This is a genomic window from Streptomyces sulfonofaciens (genome assembly GCF_014656295.1).
GTDB classification, from domain to species: Bacteria; Actinomycetota; Actinomycetes; order Streptomycetales; family Streptomycetaceae; genus Streptomyces; species Streptomyces sulfonofaciens.
In genome coordinates this window covers 184,643-198,354 of record NZ_BNCD01000009.1, presented here as the reverse complement: position 1 = coordinate 198,354, position 13,712 = coordinate 184,643, and the positions used below count along the sequence as shown (strand labels likewise).

The window sequence follows — 13,712 nt, the reverse complement described above, 5'->3', positions numbered from 1 at the left end:
CCACCGGGGCGGCAGGGCGCTCGGACCCGGCGGGCACGGCGGCCACGACGCCTTCGGACCCCGGCCGATCCGCCGGGTCCATAGCTTCGGGCCGTTCTGTCTCATAATCGCCTATCAGTCTTCAGCGCCATAAGGTCTACTGGGTGATATGTCCGAACACGTCTCGACAATTCGACGCATGGGCGTAGCTGTTCTGACTGTGGCGACCGTCGCAGTGACCGTCGTGCGCACCGCGGTGCCGCGCGGCCTGACCGCGCTCGCCCATCTGGTGCGGACGACATCCAGGGTACGTCCGTCGCGCCCGTCCCGCCGGGACCGACAGGCGGGAGGCGCCCGTGTGCGGGAGGGGCACCTGCCGTCCCGGGGCCCGCGCGGTGCGGCCCGGCGGGAGGAGAGCGGCCGCGGCCGGCCCGGCCCGGCCGGATGGCAGCGGGCCCGGGCCCTGGATGCGATGCCCCGCCAGGTGGTGCCGCCGACGGAGTCCGTCGACCTGACCCCCGCGGAACGGGCGGCGTTCGCCGGCCTGGTGCGGCAGTTCAGCGAGGGCCGCCGCTGAACTGGCAGTGCGGCGAGGGCCGCCGCTGAGGCGGTGCGGCGGCGCGGTTCGCCGGGGCGGTGCGGCGCACGGGACCGGGCCCGGGGCCAAGGCAGGGGTCGGGCCGGGGTCGGAGTGACGGTCGGGTCGGATGGTGTCTGCGGACGATGCGTCAGGTGGGTGCGGTCAGGTGGTGCGGGAGGCTCGCTGCGCCATGGCCCCGCGGGCCGCGCTCTCGCTGGTGTAGACCTCGCACATGTGCCGGCCGTCGGGGGTGGCCGTGTGCTCGACCTCCCAGAGGCTGATCTCCCTGCCGTCCGCGAGCAGGAAGGCGTGCTCGTAGAGTGCGTAGCCCAGCCGGGCCTCACCGGCCGGTGAGGGGCGGCCGAACGCCTGCGTGATCTGATGCGCGAAGGCGGTGCCCAGCAGGCGTAACGTGTCCAGGCCCGGCCGGTCGGCGTTCTCCGCGCGCCGCAGCAGACGGCGGGCGTGGTCCGCGGAGTTGTCCTGGACGTACGCGTGGCGCGGGAGCGGAACCGGCGGGGACGGCATGGTGACGGGCAGGTCGAGGCCCACCGGTTCGTCCACCGGGAGCGGCAGCCGTGCCACGGCGGCGCGCATTTCTTCCTCGTCGGTGTAGAGCTCGTGCTGCTCGTGCCGTCCGGGCTGCTCGGTACGGGGTGCCTCGGGAGCGCCCGGCGCGGAGGTCGGGCCGGTGTTGTGGACCAGCTCCCAGAGGGTGACCGCGCTGCCGTCGGCGAGCAGCCAGGTGTGCCGGTAGGTGATGCGGTGCAGGCCGGCGCTGTGGTGCGCGGAGTGCAGCGAGCCGTCGTAGGCCAGGGCGGTGTCGAGGCGCTCCAGGACCTCGTCGGACAGCTCGAAGGAGTTGAGGGCACGGCCGAGGAGCCGCGCGAGATGCTCCTCCGGAGTCTCGGGCGACTCGGCTGGTTCGCACGCTGTTTCGTACGGAACGCTCAAGGTTTCTCCCGGCGTCGCTACATGTCACCTCGTGAGTGCATACCGTAGCCCCTTCCCGGGCCATCATGTCCAGGAACCAGGAAAACGTACGGTCTGCGCGAGAAGTTCCTCATCTGGTCCCCGCAGAAAGCCAGTTCACGCGCATATGCCTGGGCGGCGCGGGTGGACGGGCACACCGTGCCCGTCCACCCGCGCCGTGTTCGCCCTCAAGCGTGACCCGCCTCAGAGTGCGCTGCCGGCTTTCCACGCGCTCCACGACATGTTCCAGCCATTGAGCCCGTTGTCGGGCGCGACGGTCTTGTCCGGTGAGTTCCGCACCGTCACGACGTCCCCGACCAGCGAGTGGTCGTAGAACCACTTGCCCTGCGTGGCGGCCTGGGCGCCCTGGGCGTCCTGAAGACCCACGCACCCGTGGCTGGTTCCCTGCCGGCCGAAGGGCGGGTTGCCGCGCGGGTACCAGTAGTTGCCGTGGATGAAGGTGCCGGAGTTGGTCAGGCGCATCGCGTGCGGCACGTCCGGGATGTCGTACTCCCCGCCGAAGCCGACCGTGGAGCCCAGCATCCGGGTCTGGACGAACTTCTGCGAGATCACCATCTGGCCGTTGTAGGTGGTGTGCTGCGGGCTGCCCGACGAGATCGGGATGGTCTTGAGGGTCTTGCCGTCCCTGACCACCGTCATCGTCTGGGTGTGCACGTCCACCGTGGAGACCTGCGAGCGGCCGATGGTGAACGTCACGGTCTTGTCCTGCACGCCGTACACGCCGTCCGCGCCCTCCACGCCGTCCAGATGGAGCTTCATGGTGACCGTGGAACCGGCCTTCCAGTACGACTGGGGCCGGAAGTCCAGCCGGTTGGCGCCGAACCAGTGGCCGACCACCTCCTGCCCGCTGCTCGACGTCACCTGGATACCGGACTGCACGGCCTTCTTGTCCGTGATCACCTTGTCGAAGGTGAACGAGACCGGCATCCCGACGCCGACCGTGGTGCCGCCGTCCGGGGTGTAGGTGCCGATGAAGCTGTGGCTGGGCGAGACCGTGGTGAACTGCGAGTTGGCGGCCGAGGTGCGGCCCTTGGCGTCCTTGGCCGTGGCGGATATGCGGTACTGGGTCGCGCGCTCCAACTGGTCCTCGGGCTTCCAGACCGAGCCGTCCTCGGACAGCGACCCGGGCACGGACCTGCCGGTTACCGCCTCGGTCATGGTGACCTTGGTCAGCTTGCCGCCGCTGACCTTCACATCGGTGGCGTTGATGGAGGCGTTGGTGGAGCCGTCCTTCGCCGAGATGGCGATCTCCGCGGTGGAGATGCGGCCCGAGTCCGAGCCCTTGCCGCTCGAAGCGCCCTTGCCGCTGCCCTTGCCGTTGTCCGCCTCGGCGTCGCCGCCGCAGGCGGACAGGGTCAGCGCACCGACCGCCAGCACGGCACACGCCAGCAGGGCACGCCGTGTGGCGCGCCTGCGGAACGGCCCCACCGGGTGGGCGCCCCGTACGGCGGTCTCCCGCGCCACCGCTTTCTGTCCCACCATGTCCTGCGTTGTCACGAGCTGCTCCATGTTTTCGTGATGAGCGCGATCTTCGCGACCTGGGCGTTCCAGGTGATCTGCTCCGGTGTGTGTAGAGAGGGCGGCCCGATGGGAACGGTTCCCTCCGTTTCCCTGGCCCCTCCGGCTGTCCACAACCGGTGCCGAGCCCTTCGGAGCCCGGTGTCGAAACGCCCGCCACCGGGCCCGGTGCGGCTCGCGGCGCGGTGGGGGAGTCACCGGGCCGGTACGGCTGCCCGGCCTCCCGGCACTCCCTTGCGGGTGCCCGTCCGGCGCCGCCTGACCGGCGTCCTGCTCCGGCACGGCGCCTGCGGAACACGGGGATCCGCCGTCACCCTCGGGCTCTTATGCCGTCCGGGCCTCGCGGGCCGCCGTCCGCACGGTGAGGGCCGTGCCCGTGGCCACGGTGAGCGCTGCCACGAGTCCCGCCGCGAGGATCGACCAGTGCCCGGCGAACGTGCACGCCAGGATCGCCCCGGCGGAGCCCGGCAGCACCAGTTGCCGTATGACCCCCGCCGTGAAGAAGCGGGAGTGCAGCGCCCATACCGTGACCAGGTACACGGCCATGGGCACCGTCACCGTCGCGTTCGCCGCGAGCCGGGAGAGGTCGGCGTGGCCCACCTCCTTCCGTACAGCGATCTCGATGCCGGCACCGAGCGCCGCCGCCGAGGCGAAGATCACGTAGTGGCCGTAGCCCCAGACGAACGCCTGGCGCCGTGACCGCAGGTGGCCGTGGATGGGGACGGCGAAACAGATCCACCACGCGGCGAACACCAGCAGCAGTCCGCCCGCCGCGTACGGCAGCAACTCGGCGAGCGCGTCGTTCTCCTCGATGCCGGACTTCACGGCGGCGGTGGCCGCGGCGACGGACTCGCTCAGGACGATGATCGTGAACAGCCCGTACCGCTCCGAGATGTGGTGCGGGTGCCAGGAGGACTTCACGCGCCGCTCCGCGTACGGGGACACGCAGATCTCGGCGATCGCCATCGCCAGGAACACCCAGGGCCTGACCGGTCCCGGCGACACCAGCACCCCCAGCCAACCCGCCTGACAGAGCAGCACCCCGCCCGCGTACCGCAGGGCCATGCCGCGCTCGGTGCCCGTCGTCGCACCGGCCACCCGCAGCCACTGGGCGGTGAGGGCGAGCCGCATGACCGCGTAGCCGAGCCGGACGGCCAGGAAATCGTGCTCCGCGAAGACCCGCGAGACACCCGCCGCGAGCACCAGCACCCCGGCGATCTGGACGAGGGTCGCAAGCCGGTAGAGGACGTCGTCGTTGTCGTACGCCGAGGCGAACCAGGAGAACTGCATCCAGGCCCACCAGATGGAGAAGAAGATCATCGCGTAGTCGAGCAGGCCCTCGCCGGCGCGGCCGTCCGCGATCACGCGCACCACCTGGCCGCCCGCCTGGGCGATGGCCACCACGAAGCAGAGGTCGAAGAAGAGCTCCAGCGGTGAGGCGACCCGGTGCGACTCGTCGCGGCGCCGAGCGGAGATCCTGCGCACCGGCCGGAGCTGGGGAGGAAGGCTTCCGGAGGCACCGGAGGCAGGGTCGGAACCGGACGTCATGCTCCCAGCGCAGCAGACCCGGCCCGCCCGGTCTTGTCCGCGGCGCCGTGTCGAGCGGCGGGCTGCCGCGCGGGGCACCGGATGGCGAGGGGGCTCCGGGGCAGGACCGCCGGGGCCGCGCGCCGGGTAGGCTGCGGCCGCTCGGCAGGCCGTGCGCGGCGGGCGGCGGGGGCGCGTCGTACGCTGGTGCCATGACCACCGCTCCCGGCCCCGCGTCGCGTGAACCGAAGGCCGCGCCCGCACCGAAGGACGCGATCGTCTTCGACGATCCGCTGTCGCAGCGGGCCTCGGACGACTCCGACCAGGGGTGGGGCGAGCGGCCCTCCCCAGGCGGTGACAGCGCGGCGGACCTCGCGCGCTTCCTCGACGAGAAGCCGCCCCACCACCTCTGAGCCCCACCGCAGCCGCCAGGCCGCCCTGGTCCCGGCCGACTCGGCCTCAGCCGCCCCGGCCCCCGCCGACCCGGCCACCGGTGCCGGGGCGCCGGCGTGCGGCGACCGGGGCTGGGCCCGGACCCGGCGATCGGCTCACGGCGGCGGACCGACGGCACGGCCGGGGGCCGGGAGAGCGCTGCCGCCACTGAGCGGAGGGCGACCGCCGCGAGGCGGCCCAGGGCCGCTAACGGCCGACGACGGGTCCGCCCCGCTGGGAGACCAGCTCGTCGCGGATCTGCATGAGGACCTCCAGCTCGGAGACCTCCACGACGCCCTTCGTGCCTTCCTTGGCGGCCTTCCGTGCCGCCTGCCGGGCGAGGAACTTGGCCATCGGCAGCACCATCAGGAAGTAGACGACGGCCGCGGTGATCAGAAAGCTCAGGGTGGAGCTGAGCACGGTGCCCCACATGATCGGGACGCCCTTGACCACCGTGCCCGTCTTGAGGTCGTACTGGCAGGAGCCCTTGAGGCACGAGCTGTACTTGTCGAGGTCCTTGGTGCCGAAGGCTCCGACGACGGGGTTGATCACGCCTTTCACCACGGAATTGACGATATTGGTGAATGCGGTGCCGATGACCACCGCAACCGCCAGATCGACGACGTTTCCGCGCATGAGGAAGGACTTGAAGCCCTGCCAGACGCCGGGCTCCTGGTTCACGCTCACCGAGAGGCCTTTCTTCACATGGGTAGCTTGTGGAGTAATCAGCTCCGCAACCTACGGCAGTGCGCGGGCGGCCTGTCCATGTCCCTGACTCCTTTGTGGGACTTGACACGGAAACTTCCCGTGCCCGGGCCCGGGGCGTCAGCACAGCGTCACCGCCAGCCGGGAGCGCGCGCCGGCCCCTGCCAGCCGGGCTGCGGTCGGCCGGGGCACGGAGAGCACGACCAGCGCTCCGTCCACCGCGCTGCCGGTGTCGGTCCGGGGCAGCTCCACGACGCGGGCTCCCTCCGCCACCACCTGCGGCTGCCCGGTGCCGCCCGCGCCCGGTGCGTCGGCCGCGATGACGTCCACGTGATCGCCGGGGTGCAGCAGCCGGACCGCGGCCGCGTCGGCGATGCGTACCGGGGCGGTCACCAGCTCGGGAGCGGGGCTCGCCCTGTGCGGGGCGGCCGTGCGGCCCTCGGCCTGCGCCCTTGCCCGGCCGGTGTCGGCTGCGCCGGCCGCGACGAGGGCGGCGGCGGTCATCGCCAGGCCGGCGGCCACCGCACGCCTGCGGTGCCGGATCAGCCGGCGGAGCCGGGGATGGCCCTCCCGCACCCGCACCGGGGAGAAGTGCGGTACCTCACATGTGGGTGGCGCGTCCCCACCGCGGGCGCTCCCCCGCGGGCCCGCGGGAAGAGGTGGGCGGGGGTGCGGGAAGGCCGACGCGGTGGGTTGCGGCAGCGGCGGGGCCGCCGCGGGGGCGTGCGGGCCGGTCCGAGGGCCGGCCACGGAGGACGAGGGGTGCGAGGGGTGCGAGGGGTGCGAGGGGTACGAGGGGTGTGAGGACGAGGGGTAGTGCGACATGACGGCCACCGCCTGCGTGAGAGTCCAACGATGCCCTCCCACGATGCGGTGGTCCGCCCGGTCCCGCTGAGCCCCGTGGACAACTCACGGGTTGTGGAGAACCTCGCCACCCGAAGGTGGGATTCCGCGGCAGAGCCCGGGAATCCGGCCCAGGCCCGCAACGCCCCGCCTCACGATGACGCTCCCACCCCACGGATGGCGTCCCATCTCACGGATGGCGCCCTCTGCTCCACGGCCGGCGCCCGCGCCACGGCAGAGCACCGCCTGCCCAGGGAGTGACACCCCTGCACACGGGACGGCACCCCTGCTCAGGAAAAATGGCGCCCCCTGCACACGGGACGGCACCCCCCGCTTCAGGGACGGTGCCTCGCCGCACGGAAGAGGAGTCGCCTCACGGACGATGTCCGCGAGGCAGGCCCCACCTCACGGGCTCATGGCCTCACGGCAGCCGGATGCCGGTGTCCGAACCGTTCAGCGCACTGCCGCACAGGCAGTCGCGGTCCGCCTCGGCGGGCAGCTCGGCCACCACGTCGAACAGGACCGACCGCAGCCGGTCCACATTGGCGGCGAACACCTCCAGGACCTCCTCGTGCGAGACGCCCTCGCCGGCCTCCGCGCCCGCGTCCAGGTCGGTGACCAGCGTCATCGAGGTGTAGCAGAGCTCCAGCTCACGGGCGAGCGCGGCCTCGGGATGACCCGTCATGCCCACCACGGACCACCCCTGGGCGGCATGCCACCGGGACTCGGCGCGGGTCGAGAAGCGCGGGCCCTCGATGACCACGAGGGTGCCGCCGTCGACCGGCTCCCAGTCCCGGCCGCGGGCAGCCTTCACGGCGATCCGGCGCCCCGTCGAGCAGTACGGGTCGGCGAGGGACACGTGGACCACGTTCGGAGTCGTCCCGTCCGCCAGCGGCACACCGTCGTAAAAGGTGTTCGCACGGCTCTTCGTGCGGTCCACAAGCTGGTCGGGAACGAGGAGCGTGCCCGGCCCGTACTCGGACCGCAGGCCGCCCACCGCGCAGGGGCCGAGCACCTGGCGCACGCCCACGGAGCGCAGCGCCCACAGGTTCGCGCGGTAGTTGATCCGGTGCGGGGGCAGGTGGTGGCCGCGGCCGTGACGGGGGAGGAAGGCCACCCGCCGGCCCGCTACCTCGCCCAGGAAGAGGGAGTCGCTCGGCGCCCCGTACGGGGTGTCCACCTGGACCTCGGTGACGTCGTCGAGGAAGGAGTAGAAGCCCGAGCCGCCGATGACACCGATCTCGGGCTGGGTCGCGTTCGCCTTGTTAGCCATGCTCAGCACAGTATCCGGAGCCGATGGCGCCCGAGGCCCCGCCGTGGAATTGGCAGGCTCGGTGAGGGGCGGAGGGCGTCGACCGCCCACAGAAGACCAGGTGGCGGGGGGTTCGGGACCGTGCGCCGGACGGGAACGGGTGGGGGAGCCGCCCCCAGGACAGCTCGCGACCCGGCACCGCCCACCTGCCGCAGCGCACCCGGCACCGCATACGGGAAAGGGGCCCACGCGCGTAGGGAGCCCTGCGGCCCCTGTGCACGCAGGGCACCGAGGAGCTGCCCCTGCGCACCGGAACCGCACGGAAACATGCCTCAACATGCCTCGCGCACGGGTGAGCGGGCCGGAGCGGGCGGCCGGAACGACGTACGCGCAGCGGATGGCCGGACGACGCAGGGCAATGGCCCGCACCGCATGCCGAGCGGACGGTGTGCCGAGCGGAGCGGTACGGGCGGGGAGTGCTACGCCGCTGAGGAGCTGCTCGACGAGCTGGTGCTGGAGGACGTGGAGGAGCCGGAGCCCTTGGAGCCCGAGTCCTTCGAACCGGAGTCCTTGGAGCCCGAGTCCTTGGAACCGGACGAGGACGAGCCGGAGTCCGCGGAGCCGGAGGACTTGGATCCGGACGCCTTCGAGGACGACGACCCACTCGACGAGCTGCGGCTGTCGTTGCGGTAGAAGCCCGACCCCTTGAAGACGATGCCGACGGCGGAGAACACCTTCTTCAGGCGCCCACCGCAGTTGGGGCACTCGGTCAGAGCGTCGTCGGTGAACTTCTGGACCGCCTCAAGGCCCTCGCCGCACTCGGTGCACTGGTACTGATAGGTCGGCACTAGTCTTCCTCCTGGCACTCTCACTCGTTGAGTGCTAACGACGGTCCATAGTGACGTATTCCGCGATCGGAGTCCACTGCCGCCGGACCGCGGTGACCCACGCCACGCGTGCCGCCACCGCGCCGTCACGTGTGCCGCCACCGCGCCGTCACGTGTGCCGCCACGCGCGGCGTGCCGCTCCCGAAGGCCGCCCGCCCCTGACCCGCGCAGGTCGCCGCGCCCGCCTGGCACCGCGGCCCGCCGCCGGCTCACCGCCGCGCAGGCCCCCCGCGGCCCCGCTGCTGCCCGCCGCTGCCCAGCCATCCGGCCAGCTTGCCGCCCTGGGCGACCGCGCGCAGGCGGCGTTCCGCGGCGTCCCGCACCGGGTCCGTGGCCACCACCAGGAGTTCGTCGCCCTGCCGCAGCAGGGTGGTGGGCAGGGGAACGAACGAGGTGCCGTCGCGCACCACCAGGGTGACGGCGGAGCCGGGGGGCAGCCGCAGCTCGTTGATCTCGACGCCGTTCATCCGGGAGCCGGTGGGAATGGACACCGACAGGAGGTGACCGCGCAGCCGCTCCAGGGGTGCCGACTCGATGCCCAGGTCCGCGGCCCCCTCCAGGTCGCCCAGGTGCAGCTTCCTGGCCAGCCACGGCAGGGTGGGGCCCTGGATGAGGGTGTAGACCACGACCAGGACGAAGACCATGTTGAAGATCCGGCGGCTGTCCTGGACGCCGGTCACCATGGGGATGGTGGCCAGGATGATCGGCACGGCGCCGCGCAGCCCGGCCCAGGACAGCAGAGCCTTCTCCGGCCACGTCACACGGAACGGCAGCAGGCTGAGCACGACCCCGACGGGCCGGGCCACCACCGTCAGCACCAGGCCGACGACGAGCGCGGGCAGGATGTCGTGCACCAGGTCGTGCGGGGTGGCCAGCAGGCCGAGCAGGACGAACATGCCGATCTGGGCGATCCAGCCGAGTCCCTCGGCGAAGCCGCGGGTGGCGGGCCAGTGCGGCAGCCGCGCGTTGCCCAGCAGGACCGAGGCGAGGTACACGGCCAGGAAGCCGCTGCCGTGCGCCAGCGCGCCGGCGGCGTACGCGGTCACCGCGATGGCGAGTACCGCGATCGGATAGAGGCCGGAGGCGGGCAGTGCCACACGGCGCAGGCCGTAGGCGCCCATGAGGGCGATGGCGGTCCCGACCGCGGCGCCGATCGCCAGCTCCATGGCGATGTTCCCCAGGAGCGTGTACCAGTGCTCGACGGGGCCCGATGCGGAGAAGGCCACCACGAGGATCACCACGGGGGCGTCGTTGAAGCCGGACTCGGCCTCCAGGACGCCCGTGATGCGGGCCGGCAGCGGCACCTTGCGCAGCACCGAGAAGACGGCCGCGGCGTCGGTCGACGAGACCACCGCGCCGATGATCAGGGACTGCCGCCATTCCAGCCCGACCAGGTAGTACCCGGCGGCCGCCGTCACTCCCACACTCACCGCGACGCCGACCAGGGAGAGCGCGACCGCGGCGGGCAGGACCGGCTTGATCTCCTTCCACTTGGTGCCCAGGCCGCCTTCGGCGAGGATCACCACCAGGGCGGCGTAGCCGACCATCTGCGTCAACTCGGCGTTGTCGAAGGCGATGTTGCCGATGCCGTCCTGGCCCATGGCGATGCCGATGCCGAGGTAGACGAGCAGGCTGGGCAGCCCGCTGCGGGACGAGAGGCGGACCGCTGCCACCGCGACGAGCAGCACGAGCGAGCACACGAGCAGGAGCTGGTTGAGGTCGTGGACAGTCAGCGGCCGTTCCTTCCCCTTCTGGACCCGAGTGCCGGCCTCGTGCGCGGGCGTGCCGCCGTCCGCGCGTCCGGGCGCCCGGGCCGGGCACACCAAGTACTTCGTTACCTTACCTAATCGTTAACGGTTTCTTGACGCGTTCCCGGCAGTCGGCGACGCACGCAGGGGTCGCGGGGAGTCGGCGGCGTGGCCGGGAGGGCGCCTCCAGAGCCATGGCCGCGTCCGGGGCCCACAGGTCCTGCGCCTATGGTTGCTCCAGCGCTCGCGCGCCACCGGCCGCACGGCCGCCCGCACTTCTGCCCGTACGTCCACAGACCGCACGTTTCCCGACCGCCCACTCCGCCCTGCCCATCGCGAAGGACTGCAAGGACAGCGATGCCCTCCACCACCACCGCTTCTTCCGGTCGAAAGTCCGGCAAGTCCGGCCGGCAGAAGGGGCGCCGTGCGCGTCTCCTCGTGCTCCTCCTGGTCCTGGCCATCGTCGCGGGCGTCGGCTACGGCGCGTACTGGAGCGTCAGCACGGTGCGCGCCTCCTTCCCGCAGACCAAGGGATCGGTCCGGCTCCAGGGTCTGGCGGGCCCCGTCGACGTGAAGCGCGACGCCCACGGCATCCCGCAGATCTACGCCTCCTCCGACCGGGACCTGTTCATGGCGCAGGGCTATGTGCAGGCCCAGGACCGGTTCTGGGAGATGGACGTCCGCCGTCATACGACCTCCGGGCGGCTCTCCGAGATGTTCGGCAAGAGCCAGATCAAGACCGACGAGTACCTGCGCACGCTCGGCTGGTACCGGGTGGCGCAGCAGGAGTACGACTCCAAGCTCTCGCCCGACACGAAGAAGTACCTCCAGGCGTACTCCAGGGGTGTCAATGCGTACCTGGCCGGCCGCGACGCCGCCGACATCTCCGTCGAGTACGCCGCCCTGGGCTTCACCAACGACTACAAGCCGCAGAAGTGGACCCCGGTCGACTCCGTCTCGTGGCTGAAGGCGATGGCCTGGGACCTGCGCGGCAACATGCAGGACGAGATCGACCGCTCCTTGATGACGAGCCGGCTGAGCGCGGCGCAGATCAAGGACCTCTACCCGGAGTACCCCTACGACCTGCACAAGCCCATCGTCCAGGAGGGTTCCTACAACGCCGTCACGGACACGTACGACGGCACCCGGACGGGCACCGCGGGCGCCCAGACGGGCACCGGCACGCAGACTGGCACCGGCGGGTCGCAGCCGCCTGCGACCGGGGGGGCGGCGGGCAACGCGGCGGGCACCGGGCTCGCGGACGACGCGGCCGCTCCCGGCGGGCTGCAGAACCAGTTGTCGGCCGTCTCGGACGTGCTCGACGGCATCCCGTCCGTCTTCGGGCCGAGCGGCAGCGGCATCGGGTCCAACTCCTGGGTCGTCTCCGGCGCGCACACCATCACGGGCAAGCCGCTGCTGGCGAACGACCCGCACCTGGCGCCCGAGCTGCCCTCCGTCTGGTACCAGATGGGCCTGCACTGCCGCGCCCTGTCCGCCGGGTGCCACTACGACGTCTCCGGCTACACCTTCGCCGGGATGCCCGGAGTGGTCATCGGCCACAACCAGGACATCGCCTGGGGCATGACCAACCTGGGCGCCGACGTGACCGACCTCTACCTGGAGAAGCTCTCCGGCAACGGCTACCAGTACGGCGGCCAGGTGCTGCCGTTCACCTCACGCAAGGAGACCATCGAGGTCGCGGGGGGCAAGCCCAAGACGATCACGGTCCGCGAGACGAACAACGGCCCGCTGCTCTCCGACCGCGACGAGGAACTGGTCAAGGTGGGCAGGAAGGCATCCGTGGACGCCGCGGCACCGGACCGCGGCGACGGCTACGGGGTCGCGCTGCGCTGGACCGCCCTGACGCCCGGCAGGTCCATGGACGCGGTCTTCGAGCTGGACCGCGCGCAGGACTGGCAGCAGTTCCGCAAGGCGGCCGGCGACCTGGAGGTGCCGTCCCAGAACCTGGTCTACGCCGACACCAAGGGCAACATCGGCTACCAGGCCCCGGGGCGGATCCCCGTGCGGCCCAAGGGCTACGACGGCTCGCTGCCCGCGCCCGGCTGGGACCCGAAGTTCCACTGGACCGGCAGGTACATCAAGCAGGCGGCGCTGCCCAACGAGTACAACCCGGAGCGCGGCTACATCGTCACCGCCAACCAGGCCGTCGTCGACAAGGACAAGTACCCCTACCTCCTGACCACCGACTGGGAGTACGGCACCCGCAGCCAGCGGATCACCGACCTGATCCAGTCGAAGATCAAGAACGGCGGCAAGATCTCCCCGGACGACATGCGCCAGATGCAGATGGACAACAGCAGCGAAATCGCCAAGCTGCTGACGCCCAAGCTGCTGAAGATCGACGTCTCGGACAAGTACGTCCGCCAGGCCCAGAAGCTCCTGGAGGGCTGGGACTACACCCAGAACCCGGACTCGGCGGCGGCTGCCTACTTCAACGCCGTCTGGCGCAACATCCTCAAGCTGGCGTTCGGGAACAAGCTCCCCAAGGAACTGCGGGTCAAGGGCCAGTGCCTGAACGTGCTGCCCGCCGACAAGACCGCCCCCGCGGACGAGGAGCAGCACCTGGTGACCGAGTGCGGCGAGCGCGACGCGGACTCCGCGCAGCCGGACGGCGGCGACCGCTGGTTCGAGGTGGTCCGCCGGATCGTGAACGACCAGGACAACGCCTGGTGGCAGTCGCCCAAGACCCGCCTGGAGCCCGCCACCAAGACCCGCGACCAGCTCTTCGCACGGGCCATGAAGGACGCCCGCTGGGAGCTCACCGCCAAGCTCGGCAAGGACATCGACACCTGGAGCTGGGGCCGTCTGCACCGGCTGACCCTGAAGAACCAGACCCTCGGCACCGAGGGCCCCGGCTTCCTGCAGTACGTCCTCAACCGCGGCCCGTGGAACCTGGGCGGCGGCCAGGCCGCGGTCGACGCCACCGGCTGGAACGCCGCCGGGGGCTACGGGGTCATCTGGGTGCCGTCCATGCGGATGGTGGTCAACCTCAAGGACCTCGACAAGTCCAAGTGGATCAATCTGACGGGTGCCTCGGGCCACGCCTACAACGCCCATTACACCGACCAGACGGACAAGTGGGTCAACGGCGAACTGCTCGGCTGGGCCTACTCGGAGAAGGCGGTCGACAAGAGCACCGAGGACACCCTGGTGCTGCGGCCCTGAGAGGCCGGCCGCGGGGCGGGCACGGCCCGCCCCGCGCTGCGCCGCCGGTGCCGGGGGACGGG

At 71.6% G+C, this 13,712-nt stretch carries 11 protein-coding genes; 3 read left to right on the top strand and 8 right to left on the bottom strand.

The window, feature by feature from the left end; all coding sequences use genetic code 11:
• Positions 1-178 precede the first annotated feature (178 nt).
• Positions 179-556 (top strand): hypothetical protein, encoded by a 378-nt coding sequence (locus tag IE313_RS16950; protein ID WP_189933159.1) that lies wholly within the window; start codon positions 179-181, stop codon positions 554-556.
• Positions 557-721: 165 nt separating this feature from the next.
• Here IE313_RS16950 and IE313_RS16945 read toward each other — a convergent pair whose 3' ends face one another.
• The 3 genes from IE313_RS16945 to IE313_RS16935 all read right to left on the bottom strand — a co-directional run bounded on the left by IE313_RS16945 (position 722) and on the right by IE313_RS16935 (position 4,618).
• Positions 722-1,513 carry a DUF6227 family protein gene (locus IE313_RS16945; protein ID WP_189932961.1) on the bottom strand — a complete coding sequence of 264 codons (792 nt, stop codon included), beginning with the start codon at positions 1,511-1,513 and terminating at the stop codon, positions 722-724.
• A gap of 222 nt (positions 1,514-1,735) precedes the next feature.
• Entirely contained in the window at positions 1,736-3,061 is a 1,326-nt protein-coding gene (locus IE313_RS16940; RefSeq protein ID WP_189932959.1) for a L,D-transpeptidase, read from the bottom strand.
• A gap of 333 nt (positions 3,062-3,394) precedes the next feature.
• On the bottom strand, positions 3,395-4,618 hold the full coding sequence (locus tag IE313_RS16935) for a low temperature requirement protein A (RefSeq protein ID WP_189932957.1): 1,224 nt from the start codon (positions 4,616-4,618) through the stop codon (positions 3,395-3,397).
• A gap of 191 nt (positions 4,619-4,809) precedes the next feature.
• On the opposite strand from IE313_RS16935, the gene IE313_RS16930 reads away from it, so the two are divergent.
• Positions 4,810-5,010: a hypothetical protein gene (locus IE313_RS16930; RefSeq protein ID WP_189932955.1), complete on the top strand. Its 201-nt coding sequence runs from the start codon at positions 4,810-4,812 to the stop codon at positions 5,008-5,010.
• A gap of 226 nt (positions 5,011-5,236) precedes the next feature.
• On the opposite strand, the gene IE313_RS16925 is transcribed toward IE313_RS16930, so the two are convergent.
• The 5 genes from IE313_RS16925 to IE313_RS16905 form a co-directional block, all read right to left on the bottom strand.
• Positions 5,237-5,665: a large conductance mechanosensitive channel protein MscL gene (locus IE313_RS16925; protein WP_373317009.1), complete on the bottom strand. Its 429-nt coding sequence runs from the start codon at positions 5,663-5,665 to the stop codon at positions 5,237-5,239.
• 189 nt (positions 5,666-5,854) lie between these two features.
• On the bottom strand, positions 5,855-6,559 hold the full coding sequence (locus IE313_RS16920; protein ID WP_444546251.1) for a hypothetical protein: 705 nt from the start codon (positions 6,557-6,559) through the stop codon (positions 5,855-5,857).
• Positions 6,560-6,998: 439 nt separating this feature from the next.
• Entirely contained in the window at positions 6,999-7,850 is an 852-nt protein-coding gene (locus tag IE313_RS16915) for an S-methyl-5'-thioadenosine phosphorylase (protein WP_189932950.1), read from the bottom strand.
• A 458-nt stretch (positions 7,851-8,308) separates the two neighbouring features.
• Positions 8,309-8,677, bottom strand: coding sequence for an FmdB family zinc ribbon protein (locus tag IE313_RS16910; protein WP_189932948.1), 369 nt, complete (start codon positions 8,675-8,677; stop codon positions 8,309-8,311).
• A gap of 248 nt (positions 8,678-8,925) precedes the next feature.
• Positions 8,926-10,449 (bottom strand): potassium/proton antiporter, encoded by a 1,524-nt coding sequence (locus IE313_RS16905; RefSeq protein ID WP_189933137.1) that lies wholly within the window; start codon positions 10,447-10,449, stop codon positions 8,926-8,928.
• 372 nt (positions 10,450-10,821) lie between these two features.
• On the opposite strand from IE313_RS16905, the gene IE313_RS16900 reads away from it, so the two are divergent.
• Positions 10,822-13,650 (top strand): penicillin acylase family protein, encoded by a 2,829-nt coding sequence (locus IE313_RS16900; protein WP_189932946.1) that lies wholly within the window; start codon positions 10,822-10,824, stop codon positions 13,648-13,650.
• Positions 13,651-13,712: the final 62 nt, after the last annotated feature.

Coding starts and splice junctions, on each gene's coding strand:
- IE313_RS16900 (WP_189932946.1), top strand. CDS start 10,822: ATGCCCTCCACCACCACCGCTTCTTCCGGTCGAAAGTCCGGCAAGTCC.
- IE313_RS16915 (WP_189932950.1), bottom strand. CDS start 7,850: ATGGCTAACAAGGCGAACGCGACCCAGCCCGAGATCGGTGTCATCGGC.
- IE313_RS16925 (WP_373317009.1), bottom strand. CDS start 5,665: ATGCGCGGAAACGTCGTCGATCTGGCGGTTGCGGTGGTCATCGGCACC.
- IE313_RS16920 (WP_444546251.1), bottom strand. CDS start 6,559: ATGTCGCACTACCCCTCGTCCTCACACCCCTCGTACCCCTCGCACCCC.
- IE313_RS16940 (WP_189932959.1), bottom strand. CDS start 3,061: ATGGAGCAGCTCGTGACAACGCAGGACATGGTGGGACAGAAAGCGGTG.
- IE313_RS16950 (WP_189933159.1), top strand. CDS start 179: ATGGGCGTAGCTGTTCTGACTGTGGCGACCGTCGCAGTGACCGTCGTG.
- IE313_RS16930 (WP_189932955.1), top strand. CDS start 4,810: ATGACCACCGCTCCCGGCCCCGCGTCGCGTGAACCGAAGGCCGCGCCC.
- IE313_RS16935 (WP_189932957.1), bottom strand. CDS start 4,618: ATGACGTCCGGTTCCGACCCTGCCTCCGGTGCCTCCGGAAGCCTTCCT.